Annotated in this window: 19 protein-coding genes; 11 read left to right on the top strand and 8 right to left on the bottom strand. The window is 58.1% G+C overall.

The annotated features are described in order from the left end of the window. Positions 1 to 28: 28 nt before the first annotated feature. From AC0L30_RS17130 to AC0L30_RS17115, 4 genes are all read left to right on the top strand, one after another. Positions 29 to 2,041: an SEL1-like repeat protein gene (locus AC0L30_RS17130; RefSeq protein WP_473404826.1), complete on the top strand. Its 2,013-nt coding sequence runs from the start codon at positions 29 to 31 to the stop codon at positions 2,039 to 2,041. A 310-nt stretch (positions 2,042 to 2,351) separates the two neighbouring features. Then, on the top strand, positions 2,352 to 6,920 hold the full coding sequence (locus tag AC0L30_RS17125) for a glycoside hydrolase family 99-like domain-containing protein (RefSeq protein ID WP_473404774.1): 4,569 nt from the start codon (positions 2,352 to 2,354) through the stop codon (positions 6,918 to 6,920). 268 nt (positions 6,921 to 7,188) lie between these two features. After that, positions 7,189 to 8,307 carry a polysaccharide pyruvyl transferase family protein gene (locus AC0L30_RS17120; RefSeq protein ID WP_473404773.1) on the top strand — a complete coding sequence of 373 codons (1,119 nt, stop codon included), beginning with the start codon at positions 7,189 to 7,191 and terminating at the stop codon, positions 8,305 to 8,307. Between the two features lie 276 nt (positions 8,308 to 8,583). Beyond that, positions 8,584 to 9,435, top strand: a complete 852-nt coding sequence (locus AC0L30_RS17115) for a glycoside hydrolase family 71/99 protein (protein ID WP_473404772.1) — start codon at positions 8,584 to 8,586, stop codon at positions 9,433 to 9,435. Between the two features lie 446 nt (positions 9,436 to 9,881). On the opposite strand, the gene rfbB is transcribed toward AC0L30_RS17115, so the two are convergent. Continuing rightward, a complete protein-coding gene (rfbB, locus tag AC0L30_RS17110; protein ID WP_473404771.1) occupies positions 9,882 to 10,949 on the bottom strand; it encodes a dTDP-glucose 4,6-dehydratase in 1,068 nt (355 codons plus the stop codon). An 18-nt stretch (positions 10,950 to 10,967) separates the two neighbouring features. Beyond that, entirely contained in the window at positions 10,968 to 11,843 is an 876-nt protein-coding gene (rfbA, locus tag AC0L30_RS17105) for a glucose-1-phosphate thymidylyltransferase RfbA (RefSeq protein WP_473404770.1), read from the bottom strand. A 109-nt stretch (positions 11,844 to 11,952) separates the two neighbouring features. Between rfbA and rfbC the strand changes: the two genes are divergently transcribed. From rfbC to AC0L30_RS17090, 3 genes are all read left to right on the top strand, one after another. Further along, positions 11,953 to 12,507 carry a dTDP-4-dehydrorhamnose 3,5-epimerase gene (gene rfbC, locus AC0L30_RS17100; protein WP_473404769.1) on the top strand — a complete coding sequence of 185 codons (555 nt, stop codon included), beginning with the start codon at positions 11,953 to 11,955 and terminating at the stop codon, positions 12,505 to 12,507. After that, a complete protein-coding gene (gene rfbD, locus AC0L30_RS17095; RefSeq protein WP_473404768.1) occupies positions 12,507 to 13,433 on the top strand; it encodes a dTDP-4-dehydrorhamnose reductase in 927 nt (308 codons plus the stop codon). Before rfbC ends, rfbD begins: the two co-directional genes overlap by 1 nt. A gap of 502 nt (positions 13,434 to 13,935) precedes the next feature. Next, entirely contained in the window at positions 13,936 to 14,298 is a 363-nt protein-coding gene (locus tag AC0L30_RS17090) for a hypothetical protein (RefSeq protein ID WP_473404767.1), read from the top strand. A gap of 165 nt (positions 14,299 to 14,463) precedes the next feature. Here the strand turns inward: AC0L30_RS17090 and AC0L30_RS17085 are convergent, their stop codons facing one another. The 3 genes from AC0L30_RS17085 to AC0L30_RS17075 form a co-directional block, all read right to left on the bottom strand. Beyond that, positions 14,464 to 15,543, bottom strand: a complete 1,080-nt coding sequence (locus tag AC0L30_RS17085; RefSeq protein ID WP_473404766.1) for an acyltransferase family protein — start codon at positions 15,541 to 15,543, stop codon at positions 14,464 to 14,466. A gap of 391 nt (positions 15,544 to 15,934) precedes the next feature. Continuing rightward, entirely contained in the window at positions 15,935 to 17,281 is a 1,347-nt protein-coding gene (locus AC0L30_RS17080) for an oligosaccharide repeat unit polymerase (RefSeq protein ID WP_473404765.1), read from the bottom strand. A 52-nt stretch (positions 17,282 to 17,333) separates the two neighbouring features. After that, positions 17,334 to 18,677 (bottom strand): endo-1,3-alpha-glucanase family glycosylhydrolase, encoded by a 1,344-nt coding sequence (locus tag AC0L30_RS17075; RefSeq protein WP_473404764.1) that lies wholly within the window; start codon positions 18,675 to 18,677, stop codon positions 17,334 to 17,336. Between the two features lie 130 nt (positions 18,678 to 18,807). Between AC0L30_RS17075 and AC0L30_RS17070 the strand changes: the two genes are divergently transcribed. Further along, positions 18,808 to 19,911, top strand: a complete 1,104-nt coding sequence (locus tag AC0L30_RS17070) for a glycosyltransferase family 4 protein (RefSeq protein ID WP_473404763.1) — start codon at positions 18,808 to 18,810, stop codon at positions 19,909 to 19,911. 2 nt (positions 19,912 to 19,913) lie between these two features. Here AC0L30_RS17070 and AC0L30_RS17065 read toward each other — a convergent pair whose 3' ends face one another. Beyond that, entirely contained in the window at positions 19,914 to 21,113 is a 1,200-nt protein-coding gene (locus tag AC0L30_RS17065; RefSeq protein WP_473404762.1) for a glycosyltransferase family 4 protein, read from the bottom strand. After that, positions 21,106 to 22,356 (bottom strand): WcaI family glycosyltransferase, encoded by a 1,251-nt coding sequence (locus AC0L30_RS17060; protein WP_473404761.1) that lies wholly within the window; start codon positions 22,354 to 22,356, stop codon positions 21,106 to 21,108. The genes AC0L30_RS17065 and AC0L30_RS17060 overlap by 8 nt, the downstream gene beginning before the upstream one ends. 187 nt (positions 22,357 to 22,543) lie before the next feature. Between AC0L30_RS17060 and AC0L30_RS17055 the strand changes: the two genes are divergently transcribed. Then, positions 22,544 to 23,155 carry a WcaF family extracellular polysaccharide biosynthesis acetyltransferase gene (locus tag AC0L30_RS17055; protein WP_473404760.1) on the top strand — a complete coding sequence of 204 codons (612 nt, stop codon included), beginning with the start codon at positions 22,544 to 22,546 and terminating at the stop codon, positions 23,153 to 23,155. 21 nt (positions 23,156 to 23,176) lie between these two features. On the opposite strand, the gene AC0L30_RS17050 is transcribed toward AC0L30_RS17055, so the two are convergent. Next, positions 23,177 to 24,499, bottom strand: a complete 1,323-nt coding sequence (locus AC0L30_RS17050) for a polysaccharide biosynthesis protein (protein ID WP_473404759.1) — start codon at positions 24,497 to 24,499, stop codon at positions 23,177 to 23,179. A gap of 323 nt (positions 24,500 to 24,822) precedes the next feature. On the opposite strand from AC0L30_RS17050, the gene AC0L30_RS17045 reads away from it, so the two are divergent. Then, positions 24,823 to 25,017, top strand: coding sequence for a hypothetical protein (locus AC0L30_RS17045; protein ID WP_473404758.1), 195 nt, complete (start codon positions 24,823 to 24,825; stop codon positions 25,015 to 25,017). 25 nt (positions 25,018 to 25,042) lie between these two features. Beyond that, complete coding sequence (locus AC0L30_RS17040) at positions 25,043 to 25,270, top strand: FkbM family methyltransferase (protein WP_473404757.1); 228 nt, start codon at positions 25,043 to 25,045, stop codon at positions 25,268 to 25,270. Positions 25,271 to 25,431: the final 161 nt, after the last annotated feature.

The following is a 25,431-nucleotide window of genomic DNA, read 5'->3' as shown; positions in this document are numbered from 1 at the left end:
GCGGCGCGGGCGCACCCCTGGGGCCGGGGTGGCCCCCGCCGGGGGGGTCCGGCGGGGGGCCCGCGCCCCCCCCCCGGGGGCCCCCCCGGGGGGGCCCCCCCCCGGGGGGGGGGCGGGGGGGGGGGGCGCCGCCGAGGCGGCGTTCCGCATTGGCCAACTCTACATGCGCGGTCAGGGCGTATCGCGTTCAGTTCCGGACGCGGTGGCCTGGTATGCGAGGGCCGCCGAGGCAGGGCATGTCGATGCGCAGCTTCAGCTCGGCATGATCCTGCTCGACGGCGCGGCGGCAGGGGTCGGCGGCAATTCGCCGGAGGCCTGGCGCCAGGCGGTCGAGGCGAAGGCAAACGACAAGGCATCCACCGCAACGGTCGTGTTTCCGCGCGGGCTGTCGGTCGAGAAGGATCCCGAGCGCGGCTTCGCCTGGATCGCCAGGGCGGCCTCGTCCGGACGGGCCGAAGCGCAGGCGCTGCTTGCGGATCTTTATCGGCACGGGCGCGGCTGCGAGTTGGACAAGGCGGCGTCGCGGGAATGGTATGAGAAGGCCGCCGCGCAGAATTTGGCGGCCGGGGAATTCGGCCTAGGCGATGTCTACTATCAGGGCCTCGGCGTGCCCAAGGATCCCGAGACCGCCGCCGGCTGGTATCGCAAGGCTGCCGAGAGGGGCCACGTTCGCGCCCAGGTGGCGCTCGCCTTCCTGCATCTGAACGGCTCCGGCGTCGCGCAGGACCGCACCGAGGCGGCACGGCTGTTCGGCTGGGCCGCCCGCCACGAGGATGTGACGGCGCTGTACAACATCGCGCTGATGCAGCTTGGCGGCGACGGCCTGCCCAAATCCACAGGCAAGGCCGAAACCGCGCTGCGCAAGGCCGGCCGGCGCGGGCATCTGCCGTCGATCCTGACGCTTGGCGAGTTCTATTCGCTAGGCGCCGACACAGAGCCCGACCTGCGCGAGGCCGCGTACTGGTACCTCCAGGCCGCCGAGCGCGGCGATGTCCAGTCGCAGTTCTTCACCGGCCGCTTCTACGCCACCGGCCAGGGCGTCGCTCCGAGCGTTCGCGAGGCCGCCAAATGGTTTTTGCGCGCCGCCGAGAACGGCCACCCAACCGCGGCCTATAATATCGCCGTGTTCTATCTAAAGGGCACCGGCATCGCCCAGGATGTCACGGCCGCAATCAAATGGTTCGAGTTCGCCGCCAAGGCCGGCATTCCGGCCGCGCAGGTCCAGCTCGGCCAACTCTATTCTACCGGCCAAGGCGTCGATCGCGACCACGATGTCGCCGAGCAATGGCTGAAGACCGCCGCAGGTGGCGGTGATCCCGACGCCAGGCTCGCCTATGCGATGTTCCTGCTGCAGTCCGACAAGAGCGCCGAGGCGATCGCGCGCGCCGCGGATCTGTTGGGTCTGGCGGCCGAGGCCGGCCACGCCGCGGCCAGCTTTCAGCTGGGCAATCTGCATGCCGGGCGCTTCGGCGGGACGCCCGACTGGGCGCAAGCCGCGAAGGCCTATGCCGGCGCGGCCGCTGCCGGCCTGCCCGACGCGATGCTGGCGCTCGGCCAGCTTTATCTCGATCCGGCGCGCGGCATAGCCGATCCGAAAGCCGCTGCCGGCTGGTTCGCGAAGGCCGCCCAGGCCGGCCAACCGCTCGCGCAATTCCAGCTAGGGGTGATGTACTGCACCGGCGCAGGCGTCGAGATGGATCTCGAGAAGGGCGTGTTCTGGTACGGGGCCGCCGCCAAGCAGGGCCATTTGCTCGGGCAATTCAACCTGGCCGTGATGGTCTCCAAGGGCCAGGGCTGCACGCAGGATCCCGAGAAGGCGTTCGAATGGTTCGCGCACGCGGCCGAGCAGGGCATGGTCGCGGCGCAGATTGCGGCGGGGGACGCACTCTATACCGGAAATGGCGTGGCGCAGGATATGGAATCGGCGAGGGCGTGGTACGAGAAGGCGGCAGGGCAGGGGAATGAGGTGGCGCGGCAGAGATTGGGCGCGATCGCTTCATCGAAGAATGACGTTGCAGTGACAATTGAGGCGCGGAGCTGACCGAGGAGCTGTTATTGCAGTTCATCAAGCGGTGGATGAATCTTGGGCGAGCCGATGCAAGTTCGGGCAAGCTGAAGCCGATTTTTGAACAGAATTAAGGTTAGCTTTCATATGCGTGACAGCCACATTGCCCTAATGTACTGATTGCGAAATAACACCGGTACTCGATCAAAGATTGTGTAGAAATGGCTGACTTCCTATCAAAGCTCGCGCGCGATGCGGGCCGAGCGAAGTGCTCGAGTAGGTGCGTGTCCTCCGCTCCTCTAACTTTTCTCTCCCAGAAATCCGGTAAGATTAAGTAGCGATGAACATGGATGCGCAGAAGGGCGTCGATTACGAATTTGGGGCCGTGGACGATGGGGACCTTTCAGCGTCGCTTGACAATCTGAATAGCGCACCTCGCCTTCGTGGCGAGCTTAAGCTTGAAGCAGGAGGGATACAAGGATGGCTGGTAGATGGCCGCTCCCCAACTTCGGCGCTGCAACTATCGCTAGATATCGATGGCCGATCGATCGGCTCAACTGCCACACCAAAGATGAGAAGCCGAAGCGCCAAGATTGATCCCCGCGAGCACCGGTTCACGCTTAGATGGGACGTTCGGGCGAGCCGGGGGCAAAGGCTTCTCGTCTTGCACGTTAAATGTTTCGATGGTGAACGATACGAACTGCTACTCGAGTCCGACGAAGATACTAGCGAGGCAGATCGTAGTGGTGTCGCGGACGTCTTCTTTGCTGAAATCCAGCCAACGGCTGAGCGTTCGCAACTCAACGCTGAAGTCGATGGCAAGCCAGATGCAGTAGCAGCCTCCGCGCTAGTGTCTGAGCCGGCGAATCGAACTAAGACGGCCGCGGATAAGGCCACCAAACCAGAAAAGCTCCAAACCAAGAACCTCCCAAATGCGCCCCAGTTGGAAGTCCAATCAATAGCGCAGCCTCAAGCTGTTGAAAAACCGTTAGAAGCTGGGAAGGATGCAGCTCCGTCTTCTCTCGAAGCTAAGGCGGACAAAGGTGCTGGTGCTTTCAAACTCCGCGCCTATATCGACGCGATACACCCGAATGTGGTCAGCGGTTGGGCTTGGGATGAGAGCGATCCCAAAGCTTCTGTTGAGATTCTCGTTTTACGCGCCGGGAAAGCGATCGCTCAGGGCGCCGCCAAGACTTTGCGCCAGGACCTGAAGGACGCTGGAGTAGGCACTGGTCAGTACGGATACTCTTTTGCTTTGCCATCGTGTGATCCTCGCGAGATCACCGTTCTTGCCAAGATTGGTTCCGTAACGCAGCCTGTCGAAATCCCGAGTCAGTTCCTCAAAAGCTCGTCAGTAGACGAGAAGGGAGGGTCCAAGAGCTCTGCGGTCACTTTTGAAGGACATATTGACCGGCTCACCCGCTGGGGGGCTATGGGTTGGGCTTGGCTTCCCAATTCCCCGAATGAAGCCGCGCTGGTGGAAGCAGTCCATGAAGGTGTTGTTATCGGACGCACGGTTGCGAACCGTATGCGGGAGGATCTGAAGGCGCACGGCAAGGGTACAGGAGTATATGGCTTCGAAATCTCGTTCGATCAACCAATCAAGAACGAGGTTCGGCCTGAATTTCGGATATTGGCTCCGGCCGACGGCTATCTCCAAAACGCGCAGCATCTCCCGAAAAAGGCAGAGAACGAACGGACAATTCCCGGGCGGGGCGACGTTGCTATGCTCTATGCAGAGCATGCTAACTTTACGAGCGCCGGCGATCAGTTCGAGGAATTCGACCCTATGATCCTGGAAGGCGTCGATCGATCCAAAATCGATTTGATCGCGTTCTACCTGCCTCAATTCCACCCTATCAAGGAAAACGACAAATTTTGGGGTAATGGCTTTACGGAGTGGCGTCAGCTTGCGCGCGGGGTGCCGCGTTATCAAGGCCACTATCAGCCTCGCATTCCTCGCGACTTGGGTTTCTATACGCTCACCAGCGTCGAGCCGATGACACACCAAGCCTCGCTCGCAAAGGCGGCTGGGGTGAACGTTTTTGGATTCTACTATTATTGGTTCAATAGAACCCGCATTTTGGATGAACCGATCGAAGTTTTTCTTCGATCGGGCGTCGAGATGAAGTTCATGCTGATCTGGGCCAATGAGAATTGGACCCGGACGTGGGACGGGTCGGAATCTGAGATTCTGCTAAAGCAGGATTACAGCGTTGATGATGAGGAGGCGCTCATCGCGGATTGGGTTAGGCACTTTCAAGATCGACGTTATCATACAATTGATGGTAGACCCCTGTTCGTTATTTACAATCCGAAGCTGATTCCTAATCCAAAGCGAACGATCGCGCGTTGGCGACGAATTCTCGAATCCAAGTACGACATCAATCCCCTGATGTTTATGGCGCAAACGTTTGGGATGAGGGACCCGAGCGTGTTTGGTTTGGACGGAGCCATCGAATTTCCGCCTCACAAGCTATCCGACACACTGCCTGGTCGCCCAACACCGGACGCTTACTCTCCGGATTTCGCGGGACGAGTCATTGAGTACGATGATTTCGTGAAGGTTTCGCTCGCGGAAGAACCGCCGAATTATCCTCTCATCAAAACCATCGTCCCAAGCTGGGACAATGAAGCACGGCGTCCGAATCGAGGACTGTCGCTCGAACGCGCCACCCCGTCGAAGTACCAGAATTGGCTGACAGGCTTGATCTCGCGGGCACTGAGCTCGTCGAAGATTGGTGGAATTGGCGGCAGGACTGTCGTGGCCGTGAACGCTTGGAATGAATGGGCTGAGGGCGCGTATCTCGAGCCTGACGTTCACTTCGGGGCAGCTTATCTAAACGCAACCGCTCGCGCTATTAAGGCTGGGCTCGCCGTTTCGGTTTCACCTCCAACGTCCTCACTTGAGAAGGCCAAGCCCGCGGTAACTGTCATTTTCCCGAACTACAACCACGCCAAGTTCCTTCCGGAGCGGATCTCATCTGTACTTAAGCAAACCGTAAAGCCGGACGAAATCATTTTTCTCGATGATTGTTCCTCCGACAACAGCGTCGAGGTGGCGCGAGGTTTGTTGGAGAAGTCAGACATTCCCCACAAGATCATCGTCAATAAGAAGAATTCGGGAAATGTTTTCAAGCAGTGGACAAAAGGACTGCAAGAAGCTTCCTCGGAATGGATCTGGATTGCCGAAACGGACGACAGTGCGGACCGCCGCTTCCTTGAGAACCTTTCGCCGTTGCTTGAGCGGGAAGACATTCTGGCCGCTTACGGCAGGATTTCCTTCATCAATGCAGAAGGCAAGAGGTCGCGCGATTTAGACGGTTACTATGATGATCTGCAGCTATTCGACTGGAATAGCAGCACGGTGGTGTCTGCGTTTAAGGCGTTTGAGTTCGATTTCACAGTAAAGAACGTGATTCCAAACGCATCGGGGCTTCTGTTCAGGAAGCCCACGTTGACCCAAGCCCAGATTGAGCGCCTCTATCAATACAAGTTTGCAGGGGATTGGTATTTTTACGCCCTCCTGCTCAGAGGTGGCAAGCTGGGCTATTCTCGCGATGCGAGATCATACTTCCGGGTGAGCCAGGGGAGCGCATCTCGGAGTGCTTTCTTCACTGATAGGCATTTGGCCGAGCACCAGATGGTGATCGACGATCTCCGAGCGCTGTATGACGTGCCAGAGAAAGCCGTCATTGCTCACGCTCGATCATTGGCCGTCCATTTTCCGGACAAGCCCATTTCAGAAGTGGAGAAGCTATTTGCTGGAAAGAATACAAGTGCGCAAACGAAAAAGCCTTTGCGCATATGTATCGCAGCTCACAGCTTCGAGATCGGAGGTGGAGAGTTATTGCCCGTAACGCTCGCCAACGCTTTGCACGACCTAAGTCATCACGTCACCTATCTCGTCATGGAGGAGGGACGTAGTTTGTCGAATCTACGGTCGAGGTTGAGATCGGATATCAGCGTCGTCTATTGGGACGAGGTTCAGAACCGGTTTGATTCTTTTCTCGATGAATACGGCATTCAGGTCTTCAACTCGCATAATGTGAGTGTCGAGTATCAGCTATTTTGTCGTGGGATCAAACTCGATCGGCCATACATCGCATCGTTGCACGGAGGGTACGAGACCGTCGCTGAACTGCTGAAGGGTGATTTCTCAAAATTCCTTTCGACGACTGTATCGAAGTGGCTCTTCCTTGCGGAAAAGAATGTAAGCATTCTGACGGGCAGCGGGCTTGCCCGCGAGTCGTTCGAGAAGAGCTTCAATGCAGTGCCACAGTTTGAAGGCACATTCGTCGATCGAAACTCGTTCCTGGCCGAGCACAAAATCTCGCCACAGTCATTGATGCTCGTGCAGTGCTCACGTGCTATCAAGGAGAAGGGATGGCGGGACTCGATTCTGGCTGTCAGGGAAGCTTCCAAGGCGGCCGCAAGACCCATCCACTTAGTACTCATCGGCGATGGTCCCGAGTTGACCGCGCTACGCGAGGAATTTCGCGATGACAAGAACGTCACCTTCATGGGACACGTCGACAATCCTATCCGCTACTTCAGGTGCTTCGACGCGGCGGTATTCCCAAGCTACTACAAAGGTGAGACCTTTCCACTATTCATCCTCGAGTGCTTCCAGCAGGGCGTCCCTGTAATAGCAAGCAGGATTGGGGAAATACCGCAGCTATTCGAATCCCCTGACGGCGTCCTGCCTGGTCGACTCATCGACGTTAAGGAAGGCGTACCCGACTTCGGCGCGTTGGTGGGAACAATCGTTGGCACAGCGAAGGACGCCGGTGTCTTGAAGAAAATGCGGGATGCCGCAAGTAACGCCGGAAAGCGTTTCGATATGCGGAATCTCGCCGATTTCTACGTCGATGTTTGCAGGCGAGTAATGGCCTCTTCCGAAGGCCGGACCTGAGAACGGCTCCGAAGGTTGTCGGATATTCTCGTGGCCAAACGTGGGGGAGCACAGTTAGCTATCCCATAGGTCCCAGGCTTACGGGAAGATTCAAGGCGAATCGCGGGGTTCACACGAGGAAATCCAAGTTGGTGCTTAGTCTGGGAGGATATCGCGTCCAAATGAGCCAACCTCCAAGGCTTGTGCGATGCGCCGTCCCCGCCTAAGAGTTTGGTATCATTGGTCGAATCGGCCTGTTGGCCCTAGCCAATCGATCGGAGTCGTTTGAATGTTTCGAAACCCACTAGTGGTTGGCGTCCGCCAAATTGAACTTAAGGAAGGCGGAGCGACCATTGATCAAGCCATGCTGAGCTTGGGGCAGAATACTGGGAACATGATGTTCACTCAGTCCCTCTGTACCTTCATCGACGGAGCGGAGTGGGGCTCATTCTCTCTTTCTCCGGAAGAGACAGAAGGTCATGATGCTATCGTGTTGGCTGCCGCCAACTGGGTCAATGATTTCGACGATTTTGGTTGGTTGGCGGATCGTCTGGAGAGATCGAAGCTGCCGGTGTTTCTCATTGGAGTGGGGGCCCAAGCTGCAAATTCGGAGCAAATTCCTAAAGTTACCGAGGGAACTATTCGCTTACTGAAGCTTGTGCAAGATCGATCTACAACGATCTCTGTTCGAGGAATATTCAGCTGCGAGGTTCTTGAACGCTATGGGATCAAGAATGTTCAGCCAACGGGATGCCCGTCTCTCTTGCTGGTAGGGCCCGATGGACCATCAGCTTCGCTGGCGCAGTCACCTAGTTTTCATGCCTGTTGTATGCACTCCACTCGCCATGGTTTTCGCCAGTCGGATGAATTTCAAACCTTCTTATACCGTCAAGCGTTCAATCGTCAGATCGACCTCATACTTCAGTCAGAGGTGGCTGATATGCGCTATGTACTCCGGGATGTGACCAAAGAACCCATTCCCCAGGAAGCCGAGATGGCAGTTACTGCCGCATACGGATCAAATGATGCAGCAAGCATCGAATCTTTCCTCGAACATCATGGTCGCGTATTTACGCGCTATGCTGATTGGATCCAGTACATGAAGGGACGATCGTTCTGCTTCGGTACCAGAATACACGGAACGGTCGCTGCGCTGATCGCTGGAACACCAGCAACTCTATTGGTCCATGACTCTCGTACAGTAGAGATGGCGGACATCATGGGGATCCCAAGGATTCGCTGGGAGGATATTCCAATGAACCGAGATATCGATATTGCTTCCTTGTATTCAAAGGAGCAAACGGTCAATTTCGGGGCTAACTTCGCGAACTACTATCGTAACTTCTTGCGATATATGGCTGATAACTCGCTGGTTGTTTCCAAGCCTTACTCTCTTGCAAGAAGTTGATTCTCAGTCATTCACGTTCAGCGGACGATGCGCATTCTAGATCGCCGTTCAATTCTCAAGGCATTACTGGGAACGCTCGCCGCTTCAGTTTCTCAGAAACGGAGCGGCTCCGCTTCCACGCATTGGGGTATCCGGATCGGAGCAATTCGGTGGGATGCGTGGTATGGTCCAGAAAGCGCTCCTCAATCATCGGAATGGTACGCTGCGCACGATCTCGATCCTCCTCAATACCAGCATAGGGCTCCCTTTTTCGCCAAGCGGGTGGACGCATCTCGGTTGATCATCGATGGCACGAAAGAAGATATGGAGACTGAAATTCTCTATGCCGCAAACGCGGGAATCGCATACTGGGCGTTCGGCTGGTACCCGTCTGGAAGACCACTTCACAAGGGCTGGGAGTTCTATTCCAGCAGTCCTCGAAAAGGGCTAGTAAATTGGTGCGTGTTGATCGGGCTTAATTCGCTGGCGGAAGTGTTTCCGCGCCATTCGGAATTGATGAACTACTTCCGCGAGCCTGAGTATGAGAAGGTAAATGGTCGTCCATTGATTTTTATCATGCATGAGAAGGCCAACCTCGACAAAGCGGCTCGATCGTTGCAGCAACTGCGCCAAGCTTGTCTTTCCGCCAACTCACGCGCGCCGTACGTTGTGTTGCAGTGCTCAGTGGCAAACCTTGGAGCATTGGAATCTTTTCACATAGGCGCTGATGCTATAAGTGCCTACGCTTTTGCACCACCGGTTTCAAAAGGACCAGTTCCATATGCTAACTTGGATAAGAGCGTTCGCCGCTTTTGGTCTGAATTGGCGGATACCGGAATTCCCGTTGTACCAAACGGGATGACCGGTTGGGATTTACGACCCCGCATCGAGTTGGCGCCGCCTTTCGATCCGGTTAAGGGCTCAAGGGATCAATACGTTGCGCCTGGAACTCCAGAGGAAATTGCCGATCACATCAGAGCACTTGTGGACTTCATTCAGAGAAATCCTAGAGTATGTGAGGCTCGGCGAGGAATTATCTATTCTTGGAACGAGTTTGATGAGGGCGGGAGCGCCCTGTGCCCAAGCTGGAGCGAGTATGGCCCCGACGATACAATACTCTCCGCAGTATCAAGAGCGGTAGGACATTGACTCGCCCAATCGTAGCAACATCGAATGAACGTCATCTGCGAACGAATATAAGCTGAAGCTTTCCACGCTAGTCTATTGACGTACCTGTCGCGGTCCGCAAATGATCGAGTCTCATCGGCTGCAGGCAAATCGTAGTGGCTTGACGGGGGGTATTGGCCTCGAAGACTATACTAGATCCATTCGCGAGCACGTAGCTTCCAGAAGTCCCGACGTTATGGGCGTCTGCTCGACAAACCACCGCGCCGTGTTTTCGACGCAGCTCGCGAAATTCTCCTCGACGCGCCAGCCGAGGGCGCGGTCGAGCTTCGATGCGCCAAAGAGGCGTAGTCGCGACGCTGCCCTTGACTTTTCTTGAGGGATCAATGGGTTGGCTACTGTGCATGGGGTTGTTTTCGCGACTTTTTTGTTTCGGGCCCTCCGCCCCCCCCCGGACGAGGGGCGCGCGACTACTTGCTCAGCCCCACCCGCTTGACCTGATACCCCCGCTCAACGATCGCCCGCCACCACAGCTGCTGCTCGATATACCAGCGCACCGTCTTCTCGATGCCGCTCTCGAAGTTTTCCTCGGCGCGCCAGCCGAGCTCGGTTTCGAGCTTGGTCGCGTCGATGGCGTAGCGGTGGTCGTGACCGGGGCGGTCGGTGACGAACGAGATCAGGGCCCGATGCGGGCCCTCCGCGCGCGGGGCGTGCTCGTCGAGCAGGTCGCAGATCGTCTCCACCACATGCAGATTGGTGCGCTCGTTGCGGCCGCCGACATTGTAGGTCTCGCCCGGCTTGCCGCGCTCCAGCACCATCGTCAGCGCCTTGGCGTGATCCTCGACATAGAGCCAGTCGCGGATGTTCGAGCCGTCGCCGTAGACGGGCAGCTTCTCGCCCGCGAGGCCCTTGATGATCATGTGCGGGATCAGCTTCTCGGGGAAATGATAGGGCCCGTAATTGTTCGAGCAGTTGGTCACCAGCGTCGGCAGCTCGTAAGTCTCCCGCCAGGCGCGCACCAGATGGTCGGACGAGGCCTTGCTCGCCGAATAGGGCGAGTTCGGCGCGTAGGAGCTGGTTTCCGTGAACAGGCCGTCGCGGCCGAGCGAGCCGAACACCTCGTCGGTCGAGATGTGCAGGAAGCGGAAGCGGTCGCGCTTCTCGCCCGAGAGGCTGCGCCAGTGGCGCAGCGCCTCCTGCAGCATGGTGAAGGTGCCGACGATGTTGGTCTGGATGAACTCGCCGGGGCCGTCGATCGAGCGGTCGACATGGCTCTCGGCCGCGAGATTCATCACCGCGTCGGGCTGGTACTTCTCGAACAGCTTGCGCAGGCCCGCCGCCTCGCAGATGCACTGCTGCTCGAAGCTGTAATGTGGGTTGCCGACCGCATCCGGCAGCGACTCGAGATTGGCGGCGTAGGTCAGCTTGTCGACGTTGACCACCCGCGCGTGGGTGTCGCGAAGCAGGTGCCGCACCACGGCCGACCCGATGAACCCGGCACCGCCGGTGACGAAGATCGTGAAACCCTTGAAACGCATGCGTGCCCCCGCCAATGATCAGCGCGCGAAGGAGCGCGCGACCGATTTCAAATATTCGCCGTAGCTGCTCTTGGCAGATTTCTCGGCTACGATCTCGAATTGCCGCAGCGAAATGTAGCCCTGCCGAAGCGCGATTTCCTCGGGACAGGCGATGCGCAGCCCCTGGCGCTGCTCCAGGATCTGCACGAAATGGCTGGCCTCCACCAGCGAGGCGTGCGTGCCGGTGTCGAGCCATGCAAAACCGCGGCCAAGCACCTCGACAAAGAGATCGCCGCGCTCGAGATAGGCGTTGTTGACCGAGGTGATCTCGATCTCGCCGCGCGCCGACGGTTTGACGTTGGCGGCGATGTCCAGCACGTCATTGTCATAGAAGTAGAGCCCGGTCACCGCGACGTTGGATTTCGGCTGCTTCGGCTTCTCCTCGATCGACAGCGCACGTCCGGTGGCGTCGAGCTCGACGACGCCATATTGCTCGGGTTCGTTGACGACATAACCGAACACGGTTGCGCCCGTTTTGCGGAACGAAGCGCTCGACAGCATGCTCGGCAGGCCGTGGCCGTAGAAGATATTGTCGCCCAGGATCAGCGCGACCGAATCGGTGCCGACAAATTCCCGCCCGACGATGAAGGCGTCGGCGAGCCCACGCGGGGTCTCCTGGGTGGCATACTCGAATCGCAGCCCGATGTCCGAACCATCGCCGAGCAGCCGCTGAAACAGCGGCTTGTCCTGCGGGGTCGAGATGATCAGGATGTCCCGAATGCCCGCCAGCATCAGCGTCGACAGCGGGTAATAGATCATCGGCTTGTCGAAAACCGGCAGGAGCTGCTTCGATACCACGGTTGTAACCGGATAAAGGCGCGAGCCCGTGCCGCCGGCGAGAATGATCCCCTTCATAGCCCCTCACAAAATTTACTATTCGGAAAGTAGCAGATAGCGTGCACTGCACAAGTTTGTTATCAATCTAGGGTAAACCGTAGAACGCAGGAATATTTAGGCGCTGAATATGAATGTTATTGCGACTGAGCTACCGGGAGTCCTGATTATCGAGCCAAAATTATTCGGGGACCAGCGGGGTTTCTTTTTGGAAACCTATCAGTTTCAACGCTACGTAGAAGCGGGCATACATCGTCCTTTCGTTCAGGACAACATGTCCCGCTCGGTCCGCGGCGTGCTGCGCGGGCTGCATCTGCAAAATCCGGGCACCCAGGGCAAGCTGGTCAGCGCGCTGCGTGGCAGCGTGCTCGACGTCGCGGTCGATGTCCGGGTCGGCAGCCCGAATTTTGGGCGGCATGTTGCCGTTGAATTGAGCGAAGAGAACCGCCGCCAGCTGTGGGTGCCCCGCGGCTTCGCCCACGGCTTCGCCGTCCTCTCCGAAACGGCCGATTTCTTCTATAAATGCGATGACCTCTACAGTCCGAAGGACGAGGTCTCCATCCGCTGGAATGACCCCGCAATCGGAATCAAATGGGGCGTCGATCAACCCTCGCTCTCGGCGAAGGATTCCGCCGCGCCGCTGCTCACCGCAGTCAAGAACCTTCCAATCTACGGGCAAATCTGATGCGCATTCTCTTGACCGGAACTGCGGGACAAGTGGGTGGTGCACTGCTGCCCCTGCTGCGAGACCAGCATACCGTCCTTGCGCCGCCGCTTGAGGAGTTCGACTTGTCGAAGCCAGACACTCTGGCCAGCAAGCTCGATGCGTTCAAGCCCGATCTCATCATCAACCCCGCAGCCTATACCGCCGTCGACAAGGCCGAAGATGAGGCTGCACTCGCCTTCGTGATCAACGGTGACGCGCCGGCTGCTCTCGCCCGTTGGGCCGCAGCACACGGCGTGCCGATGGTCCATTTCTCGACGGATTATGTGTTCGACGGCAGCGACGGTCGCCTGTGGCGCGAGGAGGACCCGCCCGGCCCACTTTCGGTGTACGGCCGCAGCAAGCTTGCAGGTGAGAGCGCGGTTCGAAGCGCCGGCGGGGCGCATCTGGTGGTGCGGACCGCCTGGGTCTATGCTGCGCAGGGCGCCAATTTCATGCGCACCATGATCCGTCTCGCCAAAGAGCGCGAGTCGCTGCGGGTGGTGGCAGATCAATTCGGAACGCCGACCACGGCGCATACGATTGCGTCTACCCTTGTTCAGATCTTGCGGAAAGGCGAGGCAGATCTGGGCACGGTCTTCGCCCAGGCAAAGGGGCTCATCCACCTCACCAATTCCGGCTCGACCAGCTGGCACGGCTTTGCCAGTGCGATCGTGGAAGGCCTGCGCTCGCGCAGCGTGCCGCTGAAGGCTGCCGAGGTCGCGCCAATCGCCACCGAGGATTACCCGACCAAGGCAACGCGGCCGGCCAATTCCCGCCTGGACCTGAGTCGCCTGAAGGAAGCCTATGGCCTGGAGCCGCCCGCCTGGGAAAGCGCGCTGGCCGATGAGCTCGACGCCTTTTTGAAGCTCGAGCCCGGGCAGCCGTTCGGAGCCGCAGCAGGCTGAGGTCGCTTCCTGGCGAGCATTTAGTCGGCCTGTCTTGGCATAGTTTGGATCGCGATGGTGCGCTCCAAGGCCAGCCGATGTGGCAGCCATTCGATTGTGTGATCCCGGTTACAGCGCCTGCTCTGAGTCTGTGTCAAACTCCAAGGCCGCCCTACGAGCGGGCGATCGGCTGACGAATTCGTGAAGTTAACCAATGAACTTCGCGAAAAGACGTAGACACTCATTAGACAAGATGACTATTGCGGGCCGGGCATCGTTTCCCGCAAGATAGTTTGTAATCGCTGATCTTCGCCGTGGCAATTTTTCGAACGAAATGCTTTTCCGAAACGTCTGGGGACCTCGCGGCAATCAGGTCAAATTTATCGAAATGACAGCACGTGCGTTTGGCGCGTGTCACAACCATGTTGCGACCATTAAGCTATTGAAGAGTTGGCGTGAGCCTTGCTGAGTCGAGCCACGCCGGCTTGAAGTTATTAGGGGCGTCCTGATGAGTGGCAGAACTGTGCCAGAACGGATCAATGAATTCCTCGTCCGCTGTGGCGGCCGGGCTTACTGCGATCATTGCATTCAGGAGCGGCTGGGGCTCCGCTGGCGCCAGCAGGTGCAGCTGGTCACCGCCACCCTTGGTGTTACTTCAGAGTACCGCCGCAGCAGCGCGATCTGCTCGACGTGCGCGGAAAGCAAACAGGTCATCACCTATGTCGCGGCATCGCAGATCGCAAAGCCGATGCTGAAGCTGCCGACGACTTGTGAGATCTCCAACGAAGGCAAAGGACGCCGATCCCGCTCTATGGTGAGGCAGATCGTAGCGGCGAAGCCGCAGCTGCGCCTCGGCGACGGCGAGCAGCAGAGCAACGGCGAATAACAAACGACGCGATCGAGCAGGTGCTAAACGATCTCGCGACCCACCCTTCGAGGGCTCCGCCGATGCATAGTGCCGTGGACGCTGTTAGGTCCCAGGCCGCATCACGCGGCGATATCCAGCCCGATCGCTTGAGGGGTCGCTTGGGCGAGCGGAAGTTGCCGCCAGTCAAACCTCGCCCTCGACCCTCCGCGGCGCGGGAGCCTGGAACACGGCTCCGGCCGGAAGAGGCGCTACAGCGTCTGACACATCGGCGTGTTTGGACTGGCCAACCCGCGCGGCGACCCACCGCGAGCGCAAGCGGTTAGATGGCGCGTCCACTAGCTTCCAAATGAGCCAGCTCAAAACGGCGATTGCCGTCACGGCGGCCGCGACGTGGATCAGGCGTGTCGCCATCGATCCGCTCGCCACGTCAATCAGGTGCAGCACCGGCCAATGGACCAGATAGACGATGTAGGACAGGTCGCCCAACATGCGGTCCAGCGCTGGGGTCCGCTGCTGGGTCGTGTAGATCGTCCACGGCAGAATTGCCACCGTGACTGCAATGTTGAGATATTCATTGAACCTGAACAATGGGCCAGGATGCGCGCCACCCAAGAGGATGTCGCGATAGGGACATATCGCCAGCGCCAGCAACGACGCACTGACCAGCGCGACGCTGCGGAGGGCCAGGGATCGTGACGGATGCCATTGCGCCGCGAAGGCGGCAGCGCCGGCAGAAAAGAAGATTAAATAGCGCAGCACCAGGCCGGACGGCGTGGCGAGGCACGCGGCGACGGAGAGACAAAGGCTGGCGACGATGGTCACGCGCCAGCCGTAGACCGCGCAGATCGCGATCAAAGGGGCAACGAGATAAAATTGCATCTCGATGTCAAGCGACCACGCAGGTACATTCGGCTGGATCGGCAGGCTCGCGTAGCCGAGAATGAAGATGCTCGAAAACGCTTCGGCCAAGGAGACCACGGGCCCAATGACCGGTGCGTCATTGGGCACTGCGATCAGCCACCCCGCGACTGAGCAGATCGCAAACACCGGCCCGAGCCGCCAGAACCGCGAGATCAGGAACGTTACGTAGGGTTGCCGACAGGCCGCGTACTTGGCGTGCCACATCGAGCACACCCAATAACCGCTGAGAGAGAAGAAGCTATAGACGGCGGCGTGCCCGAGATTGAAGCGCGAGACATGGGTGACGACGATGATCAGCGCGAGCAGCAATCGATATTGTCCGGGACCTGCCCAATTGATCAATTCAGATCCTTTCGTCGCCTATCCGAGACGCGTTGCGGAAGCGATCGTCAATTGATAGCGTCCTGGCGCGGCGCAAGCGATCGGTACCAAGACTCACGGTTAAAATCGCATGCAGCATAGAGGAGCCTTGCTCCGGCTGAAAGAGCGCGCAGCGGCACACGGAGATAAGGTGCGAACAACCGCCGTGACGTCTCGGATCTCATCCAGCGGTGCGGGCTAATTGTGTTCCCCGGGGCGCGTCAGGCGAGGTTCAGGTGCAGGCTGATACCTGCGCATTGCCAACCGCCGACCAATAGGTAGGCATCCTCGGCGACGGGATCCGCACGAGGGTCTTCGACCACGGCTTGATCTCGCCCGCCACGGGTCCCATCGCATGGTCAGCCAAGCGCCCTCAGGCCCGAGCGCGGTTGGTGACACCCGGCTGTCGTCCCCAATGGATCCGCTCGATGCAGTAGGCGAAGACAAGTGGACCGATACAGAACAAAAAGAAGTCAAGAATTTTATGGCTGCCGTCGCGCGCCCACTGCAGCAGCAGGCTGACCATCCAAAAATAGGAAAAGTAAAAATAAACCGAAATCGACGGCCGACAAAAGCGTTTGAAGATGGCGCCGAAAAATGCTCCGCATAATCCCATGGTAATGACCACGCCAGCATAGCCGAAGCTAATCCAGCCATCGCCGACGAGAGAGGTGGTCCTGGAGGTGAAGCGTCCGTAGGCGTCGAGGTTCACCCACTGCACCGGTGAGCCGACGGGTTTGTCGGGCCACAACACGCGAGGGATCGGTTGCGTAAAAATACCAAGATACTGGGTGAAGTAGGAGTAGGTCTGGCTGACGTCTGGAACCTTGGCGATAACATAGCTTAGGAAGTCGAAATTGGCGAAGTCTGGATGGGCGCCAAAAGAGGACTTCGCTATGTCGAAGCTGAATTCAAACTCCCCGGTGGTCAGGAATTTGACCAGGCTGTCGCGATTTTGGCCGATCGCCACGAATAACCCCAAGACGATGGCCATACCTACGTAGTGGCTCCAGGAGAATGTGTGCCGCTTGTGGATATACAGCGTCATCATGCTTGCGACCAAAGTCGAGATCACAATCTCCCATCTCTCGCCAAGCTGCAGAGCAACAAATGCGCAGAAGAAGATGGCGAGAAAGGACCACCAGCGAGCGCGGGTCACGTGAACGAGCAGGGCTGCGAACGGGAACGCGAACTCGCGAGCATTAACGACATACGCCGTGCTGTCGCTAAAAAGCTTTTGGCCTGTCGCCGGATCGACCGTCATATTGATCTTTCCCAGTTCCAGAAACACTTCCACGCCGTACGTTTGACGCATGGTCAGAGCAAGGAGGAACGAATAGGCGATCAGAGGCAATAGCAAAAGGAATGCGAGCTGAAACGAGCGCATCTGTGTGCGCGTGAGCTCGATGGAGTTGAACGTCGGCTCTATCGGCCTAAAACCAAGCACCGCCAAGTAAGCAAGAATGAAGCTCAGCAATCCGAGGTCAGCAACGAACAGCGTCTTGAGAAAGATGCCATCGTCGGGCATGAACATCATGAATTCAAATTCGGAGCGAATATCGAACAGATACACGACGACCGGGCGTTGCACGAATACGAAGAAATGAAACGCGAGGTAGATAAAGAGTCCGGAATAGATGTTTAGATAGCCGCGCGCGCGCAGACCGACGAGGAGGCCTATAAAGAAGAGGACGTGAATGATGAGCGCGATTTCGATCATCCGAACCGTGGTGGACTTGGTCGCCTAGGGCGACGTAAAGGACCTTTGTTGATCATGGTAATCGGATATCACCTCCGAAATAATTAAAATTCCCGATTTGCCCTAGTTTTGTGATCGGAAATTCCAGCTCTTTCTGACCGATCACCCGGCCATCCTCCAGAATTTGGATTGCAACCGGTCCCTCTGCGAGTTCAAACCGATGGTGCTGGACACCGGGGGGAAGCACTGCGGATTGACGCCTTCCACCGACGGCTACCTCCACCGTCAACGTTCGGGGCAAGAATGCCGTCACATAGATTCCGTCGACGAGGTTCTCCCATCCCTTAGGGCGTCCCTGTTTGCCCGTTTCAATGGAAGCGATGCCATGGGCGAACTTGGAATGAAGCCGATAGAAGTAGTAAATAGCAGGATGTTCGATCACCGGGCGGACGGACGATTTGAACCATGCGATAAAGTAACGGCTAGCCGAAAGGAAAGCTTCATGGCTGAGCAGCGGACCCCAATGGTAGTTCCACAGGTCTTGCTGCCGGATGTCGCCGAACGGGGCAACATAAGTCGCTTCACCCCAATCGTTCCAGGTCACGATTTCGACCAAGTTCGCTCCGCTCTCAATGGCAGCGGTCCATTGGGCTGCCATGCCTTCGAAACCTCCGCTTTCGAACACACGGTAGTTGTGACTCAGGCCACGATAATAGGGTGAGATGCCGATCATTGAGACCTTTCCGGCAATTCGGCTGCGTTCGGCGACGAGACGGCCGTCGCTTGGTGGAGGCGCATGGCCGAGATCAGGCCCAAAGTTGAAGTAGCCATCCATCTCGGGGTGTTCTCGGTACAGTCGATCAAGAAATTCCGCTGTAGGATGGCTGTAGTTTCTCGCCCACGGCGATCCGGAGAGATATTGATAATTCGGCACAAGAAAGGGCCTTAACCCCAACGATGATAGCCTTTGTGAGAGTGAGGAGCCCCATTCCGGTACCCCCGAAAATGTACTAACGACGGGACGGTTGTCGACCCGCAGGTATGCAGGGCTGCGCGATAGTTCGGTAAGCATCGAAACAGTGTCTTCAACCGAAACATCGTCAAAGGATACGAAGAGCTTGAAGGCTAGAGGGCTTGCTTCGGCGGCTGCAAAAATCCGCTGGCTGATGGTGCGATAGATTGGCTCGCGCCGCCAACTCGGCATGTTAAGCACAAATCCGTCGATGCCGTAGGATTGGGCGGTCTGGATCTCCCGCTTCAAGTCGTCAACCGTTGCCCCCGATCCGCTCGCTGGACAGCAGACCATGTAATGCGCGAAGACCATACGAGGCACCGGCGACCGTTCGGCATGGACGACCGTGCCGAACATCACACAACCCAAGAGGACGGAAGCGATCACGCGAGCTTTTCTCAGCACTGCTGTCTCTCCGGCGTCAATTGACAGACTTGCAGTACAAGTGCCGGCCGCTGCCTGTTTGATGGCTTGAGCCGAATCCTCTAGTCTAGTGTTCCCCCATGGGTAAGACGAGCGCAACGGCGAATTGGGCATGATTGGCGAAAAGCGGAATGTCGTCATTGCAGCGGCGTTTCCCCCGCCGTTACACGGACTGGCGAAGATATCCGAGTCGATTGCATCGGACCTTGCCGAGTTCGCATACGTCCATCGTTGCGATTTGTCGTCTCGCTCTCTGCGACGTTCATGGAGCTACCATTGGCGGAGGATCTCGTCAGTCCTCGCGGCAGCAGTCGGAGTCCTGCGCAACGGGCTGCGTCCGAACCCTTGCCTTTACATTCCTGCGGACGGCGGCCTGGGTTTAATTTACACGATCCTCCTAACAGGACTGGCGCGCCTGTCGCAACAGGCGATTGTCATTCATCACCACAGCTTCTCCGCAATCGACCAGCGGCGCTGGCTGATGTCCGCTCTGGTTTCAATTGCCGGGAATGGCGCGGTCCACGTCTTTCTCTGCCAGACGATGCAACTTCGATTTCGGAAAAGCTATCGAGGGGAGTGGAGGGGGCTTGTCTCGTCAAATGCTGTACATCTCTCCGCCGCCCCGGACACGCGCTTGCCGGGAAATGATGAGATCAGGATTGGGCTGCTGAGCAACCTTACCACGGAAAAGGGACTTTATCTTTTCTTGGATCTGCTGCGAGCGTGCGTGCAATGCGACCTTCCGATCACGGGGATGCTGGCGGGCCCGATCCAGTTCGAAGAGGACCGCGCCGCAGTGGAGGCCGCCCAGCGCCAGCTTGGAGCGCGACTGATCCATGTCGGTGCGCTTTATGGTCCCGACAAGGACGAGTTTTTTGCGGGGCTCGATGTATTTGTGTTTCCAACAGGGTACCGCAACGAAGCCCAACCGAATGTGGTGTTCGAAGCCATGTCGGCGGGCACGGCAGTGATCACATTTGCCAGAGGCTGTCTGAGCGAGGATGTGAACGGAAACTGTGGTTCCATCATCGATCCGTCCAATGATTTTGTGTCGGCCGCTTGCGCGCAGATCAAGAGTTGGAGCGATGATCGGAAGTCGCTCGCGGCCGCGAAGGCCGCTGCGAAGGAGCGGTTCACCGCGCTTCGGGCAACGGCCGCTGCAGATTACGGCAATCTGCTCTGTGCGATTGCCGACTTGGAGTTGCCTTGCTCGTAAGCCTAGTGTCCGGTGGCTTTCGGGCTGTCGGAGCGCGCAGCGTAGGTCCGATGATAGGCTGCGGCGATCCGCTCCGCCGTTTCGGTCATGGTTGGAAACGCGTCGCGGCTTGCAATGGCTCCTTCGCGCAAGCTCTGCCGCAGTGATCGGGATGCGTGGATTTTGCCTATGGTATTGGCAAGCGCTTCAGGTGTACGGGGCGGAACGACAAATCCGTTCACGCCTGCTCTGATGACGTCGCGGGCGCCGACATGCTCAGTGACGATCGCCGGCAGGCCGCAGGCGAGCGCTTCAGTTACCACAAAGCCGAATCCGTCCTGAACCGACGGTAGGACAAGAAGCGAGCTGTTTTGGTAGAGCCGCACGAGATCTCCGCGGCCAAGTGGTCCGAGATAGCGGAATATTCCCTCGTAGGGCTGGAGCGCTCGTTTCATCTCGCGTCTCATGGTGCCCACGAAGATCAGTTCCGAGCGCGGTAAGTTTAGGCGTTTCCAGGCCTCCAGCAGATAGACGTGGCCCTTGATCGGATTGAGTTCCGCAACGCAAAGCACCCGAAAGGGCAAGTCGGCTGCAGGGTTGCGTGCGGGCACGAACGTCTCAAGGTCCGTCGGCAGTTGAATGATATCGATGGCGTCGGTCGAAAAGCCAGCGTCAACGAAGCTGTCGCGAACAAGAGTCGAGAGGCAGTAGATTCTATCGCAGAGTTCGATTTCGGCGAGGCTATTGCTGACATCGGCGACGTAAGGGCCAGGCGCGATCGACAAGCGCTCGAGTTCGATGCGCATTTCGCGTTCAAAGAACGCAGGATGGCAAACGATGGGATGTCCAAGGATGGCGGCGCCCTCGCGCTTGGCTCTTTGCAAGAGGCCGACGGCCTTGCCTTGAATCACGGCATGCAGCACGTCACAGCGCCGCCACGCGGCATGGGCGGCCGCAAGCCAAAGCGAGTCGTAGAGAGGATAGATCGTATCCGCGAAGGCGTGATTCAGGTATCGGGCATGAAATTGAAGAAGGTATTCCTTCAAGAACAGGTTCCGGGCCTGGGATCGCTCGATTTGTAGTCGCGCGGCGTTGCTCGATAGCCGCGCGGCGTAATAGACGCGGCCCAAATCCGCGACCTTGTTCAATTCGGGAATGAGCTGAAGCTGTTTGAAATCGCCACAGACCGCAACATTGACCGTTGGCGCGGCGATGTCAGCCATTCTTGCGCCCGCGGCTGGCGATGTCGACAAGTTTGGCTTCGAATTCGCTCAGAATGGTTTGCTTGTCCCAGCGCGCGCATGCCAGCGCCCGTCCGTGCTCGCCCATACGCATCCGCATGCCGGCGTCTCTCGCAAGCTTCAATATCGCACCCGATAGCGCCTGGCGGTCAGATGGCGGCACCGCAATGCCCGCGCCGTCAATTTCAGTCGCGAGCTGCGTGCCAGGATATGCCATCGCGATTGCTGGTCTTCCAGAGGCTAGAATAGGAGCCAGCTTGGAGGGCAGCATGAGGTCGGAGACCTCGGCGCGTTGTGGAATCAAATGGATGTCCGCGGTCGCAAGTAGCTCCCTCATTCGCTCGTCCGGCTGCAGATCAAGAAATCTGACATTCGAGAGCGGAGCTGCTAGCTCGACCAGATGTTTCAGCAACGCTCCGCCACCGCAAAATACGAACACGACCTCGGGTGCCTTGTTTTGGAGCTCAGCTGCGGCCTCTGCAAGGCTTTCGATGCCCTGCTTGGCTGCGATGCTTCCTGCATAGAGAGCAACAATGTGGCGATCGGACAAGCCGAGTTGTTTCCGAAAACCGGTCATTCGATTCGCCGGACTGATCGCATCCGTGTCGACCCAATTCCTGAATTTTACGGTGCTTCCCGGCGGAGCGCCCTTGGTATGCAACCGATCCATCATCCGAGGTGAGATTGTCGATATTCGATCGAATCTGCGCAAAATGACAGCTTCGACGGATGTGGCCGCGCGGCGAAGATTGTTGCCCGCGAGCATCCCAAGTTCAAAGGCGGCGTCTAGCTCGAAGTCCTGAATGTGGAGCCAACTCGGAGTTCCAAACAATCTCGAAACGGCCAGAGCCATGGGCGCGATCAGGAATGATGGTGTCACAGCCAGTAGGACGTCCGGCCGCAGTTGGCGCACCGAGGCCAGCAGCTTGGGGACGCTGGAAATTGCGAACGAGGCGTGGCTCATGATCCGGCCGCGCTTGCCGGAGGGCACAACCCGGGGCAAATAGAGTGGGCAACGGCGGACCTTGACCAGATTCCTGGTTTCATGCTGATAGGACCGGTTGTCGTAACCTTCGGCAACGACCCAATTGGGATAATAGGGGTGAGCCGTTACAACCTCGACCGTGTGGCCGCGCGAGGCCAACCACTCGCACAGCTCGCTCGAATATTTCCCGATTCCTGTCAGCTCGGGAGCATAATTGAGGCCGTACGCCAAAATCTTCATGAAAAAAGTCTAATTTGGCAGCGCCACCTGCAGAGACACCCCTCAGCATTAGGCTGTGCGGTCCGGACCGGAATATTGGATGATGGCCCCCAGTACCCGAGCGACCAAAGGGTCGGCGTGAGGCTCATCTTTAGATGGTATGTCCCGTTAACGAAATACCCATCTTAGAGCATTCCGAGGGATTTCGATGTGTGGTTACCAGCAAAAGAGCGCTCTCCCGACGTCAGATGCCGAGGGCGTCCGCGTTCAAGATCTCTCAAAGTATGCAAATCCCAAGGGGCTCCGCGGCCGGTCGGCCCTATGGGTGCAATTGTGGTGGGTCGTCGAGGCGCTTCTGGTCCGGCCGACGCCGCAGGTCTTCTTTGCTTGGCGAAGAGTTATTCTGCGGCTTTTTGGCGCCAAGATCGGTCCAGGTGTACTGATCCGACCATCGGTGCGCATAGTCTATCCTTGGAAAGTGTCGATCGGAGCGAATTCTTGGATCGGAGACGACGTGCATCTCTATAGTCTCGGCGAAGTCGAGATCGGCCATGACGTCGTCGTCTCTCAAGGGACTTACGTGTGCACCGGATCGCACGATCACCGGACTCCTGACTTTCCAATCTTCGTCCGTCCCATTGTCATTGAGCCCGAGGCTTGGGTCGCGGCACAATGCTTCATCGCTCCAGGGGTCAGGATCGGGCGTGGCGCCGTGGTCCAGGCCCGCGCCGTCGTGATGCGGGACGTTTCCGCCGGAACAATCGTCGGTGGTCACCCGGCCGCTGTGATTGGCTCGCGGCTTCCGAAGCAGCCCATGTAGACCGCAGGCCACATCGATCGCTCATTTCGACTGCCGCGCTATTCGACTGAGTATCTTGTTACCAGAGAGTGCACCGCCGATTTCGGGCAGAAGGAGACAGATCCCAATTGTCACAAGGCGCCCGGTCCATGGCAGCAGGATTGCGGCGCCTACGATGCCAACGAAAAGTCCTAGTGCGTAGCCAAACGCGATCAACCCGACTTGGTTGAGAGCGCTCGCCGTAAGCAGGATCCCGTCGAAATAGCACCCCAGTAGCGCGACGAGCGCAAGTGCCATCATGAGCTCCCAATCCAGCGGGATATGTCCTCCGGTCCACCGCGGGACAATTGTGGGTGCCAGAACCAATTCGGTAACCAGCAACGCTGCAGCGAGTAGAGTCGCATTGCGGAGCGTTCCCCGAACCAGCCGACGAACATTTTTGGTTTCGCCGATTGCCCACAATCGACCGATTTCTACCTGGGTGGCTTGCGAGGTCATGGTGGCGAGATTCCGCGCCGTCTTCGTATAGGTGGCCAGAACGCTAAAGGTCGCCAGCGCCACTGGGCCGAGGCTGTGTGACACCAACAACCGCGGCAGATAGACGCCCAGAACGTTGACGCAGACGAAGATCAGGAAGAAGCCCGCCGCGGAACGCCAGGTGCGGGTCAGAATCTCAAGCTCAAAATTCGCCCGCGAAAATGAAAGCCATGACACGCGGCGAAAGGCCCAGACCAAGTGAAACGTGACATTAAGAGCAGCTCCAGCGAGCATGGTTCCGGCGATACCGAGAGGACCAGCTCCAACACGAAGTGCGATGGCGATGCAGACGAGCTCGATGGTCTTGGAAATTGCAGCAATTGCATTCGGCACGGCGGCGCCGTGCGCTGCCGAAAGCGCGCCGGCGAGGGGCTCGCTCAGAAACGTGATGAGGGTGGCTCCTGCGAGCATAATGACTAAAAGCGCGGGCGCAGGCATATCATCTAGCCCCATCCCGACGAGAGCTCGCAGATCGGCAACGGCAACGATCAGTCCCAGGCTGATAAGGCCGACGGTGATACTCGCCACAATGATGACGAGCGATGTAACGACGACGCACGATGCCTTGCTGAATTCGTTGCGCGTTGATTGCAGCACGACTTCGGCGGCGGCTGCTGGCCCAACTCCGAGATTTGCCATTGCCGCAAAGCCGGCCAGGGCCGCGAACGCAAGCCATTCGCCATACGATTGGGCGCCCCAGCTGGACAGAAACAAGGGGACAAGAATGATTTGCTCGGCTACCCGAATGGTTCGCGCGAACAAATAGGCAGCGAATGCGCTACGAATCCGTTGCCGAACAGCGGCGAAGTCAAGGGCGACGGTTGTCACTGCAGTTGGTCCCCGCAACTTGTTACGGCGTTAATACAAATTCGCAAACTCGAAGAAACCACCGCGCGAGTCTGACAGGGTGGCCATCTTGTCGCTCGTAGCATGTCTCTAACAGATCGCATTGGTGAACGGGAAATCTTACGTCGATGGTTAATTTGGTCCCGCCTCGTCTGCTTTCGCTTACCAAGAACTTGATGGTCCCCGAAGGCCGGAGCCCGCGACGCGTTGGATCCGGTCTGTACAAGGATGTTGTGCTCGATCTCAACCTGCATTCGCCGACCCAGATGATGCTCGGACTTTGAGAGAGGGAGACCTACGCTTTCGTGCAAGCTGCGGGCGCCAATGTCCAATGGTTGCTCGATATTGGAGCAGGTAGCGGAGAAATGACGCGCTACTTCCTGCGCCAGGGCAATTTAATCAAGGCGATCGCAGCCGAGCCGGATCCGGCGGAGGTGGATGCGCTGCGACACCACCTGCAGCTCAACGGATTTTCGAAGGATGCCTGCGAAAATCGTTAACTGCCCTGTCGGGAGGGGCGAAGGGATGGTTCCTCTGGCGGACCTGCTTCGCCCCCTGCAAGGGCGGGGCTTTATCAAAATCGATGTGGATGGTGCCGAGATCGAGGTCCTCGAGAGCGCAGCAGATCTTCTCGACCAGGCAGATGTTGCCCTCTTAATCGAGACCCACTCGTATAAGTTGGAAGCCGAATGCATGGCCGGGCTGCCCGAGCGCAACTACAGGACATCAATCATCAAAAATGCTTGGTGGTGACGAATTGTGCCGGACGGGCGGGTGATTGCGCATAATCGATGGCTGTCGGCTGTCAGATAAACGAACCGCGATGGGCAGGTTTGCGAGCAGGCTGTAGCACCGCAGGTCTGGCCATGCGCTGATTCCGAATCCGTAGGGCCAAGCCTGGATCATAGCGAGCA

This window comes from Bradyrhizobium sp. MI1.11 (assembly GCF_055811255.1).
The sequence above is the reverse complement of the archived record's forward strand: the minus strand, read 5'-3'. Positions and strand labels throughout refer to the sequence as shown.

Coding starts and splice junctions, on each gene's coding strand:
- rfbD (WP_473404768.1), top strand. CDS start 12,507: ATGCGCATTCTCTTGACCGGAACTGCGGGACAAGTGGGTGGTGCACTG.
- rfbA (WP_473404770.1), bottom strand. CDS start 11,843: ATGAAGGGGATCATTCTCGCCGGCGGCACGGGCTCGCGCCTTTATCCG.
- rfbB (WP_473404771.1), bottom strand. CDS start 10,949: ATGCGTTTCAAGGGTTTCACGATCTTCGTCACCGGCGGTGCCGGGTTC.
- AC0L30_RS17125 (WP_473404774.1), top strand. CDS start 2,352: ATGGATGCGCAGAAGGGCGTCGATTACGAATTTGGGGCCGTGGACGAT.
- AC0L30_RS17070 (WP_473404763.1), top strand. CDS start 18,808: ATGATTGGCGAAAAGCGGAATGTCGTCATTGCAGCGGCGTTTCCCCCG.
- AC0L30_RS17065 (WP_473404762.1), bottom strand. CDS start 21,113: ATGGCTGACATCGCCGCGCCAACGGTCAATGTTGCGGTCTGTGGCGAT.
- rfbC (WP_473404769.1), top strand. CDS start 11,953: ATGAATGTTATTGCGACTGAGCTACCGGGAGTCCTGATTATCGAGCCA.
- AC0L30_RS17120 (WP_473404773.1), top strand. CDS start 7,189: ATGTTTCGAAACCCACTAGTGGTTGGCGTCCGCCAAATTGAACTTAAG.
- AC0L30_RS17060 (WP_473404761.1), bottom strand. CDS start 22,356: ATGAAGATTTTGGCGTACGGCCTCAATTATGCTCCCGAGCTGACAGGA.
- AC0L30_RS17040 (WP_473404757.1), top strand. CDS start 25,043: ATGGTTCCTCTGGCGGACCTGCTTCGCCCCCTGCAAGGGCGGGGCTTT.
- AC0L30_RS17080 (WP_473404765.1), bottom strand. CDS start 17,281: ATGATCGAAATCGCGCTCATCATTCACGTCCTCTTCTTTATAGGCCTC.
- AC0L30_RS17055 (WP_473404760.1), top strand. CDS start 22,544: ATGTGTGGTTACCAGCAAAAGAGCGCTCTCCCGACGTCAGATGCCGAG.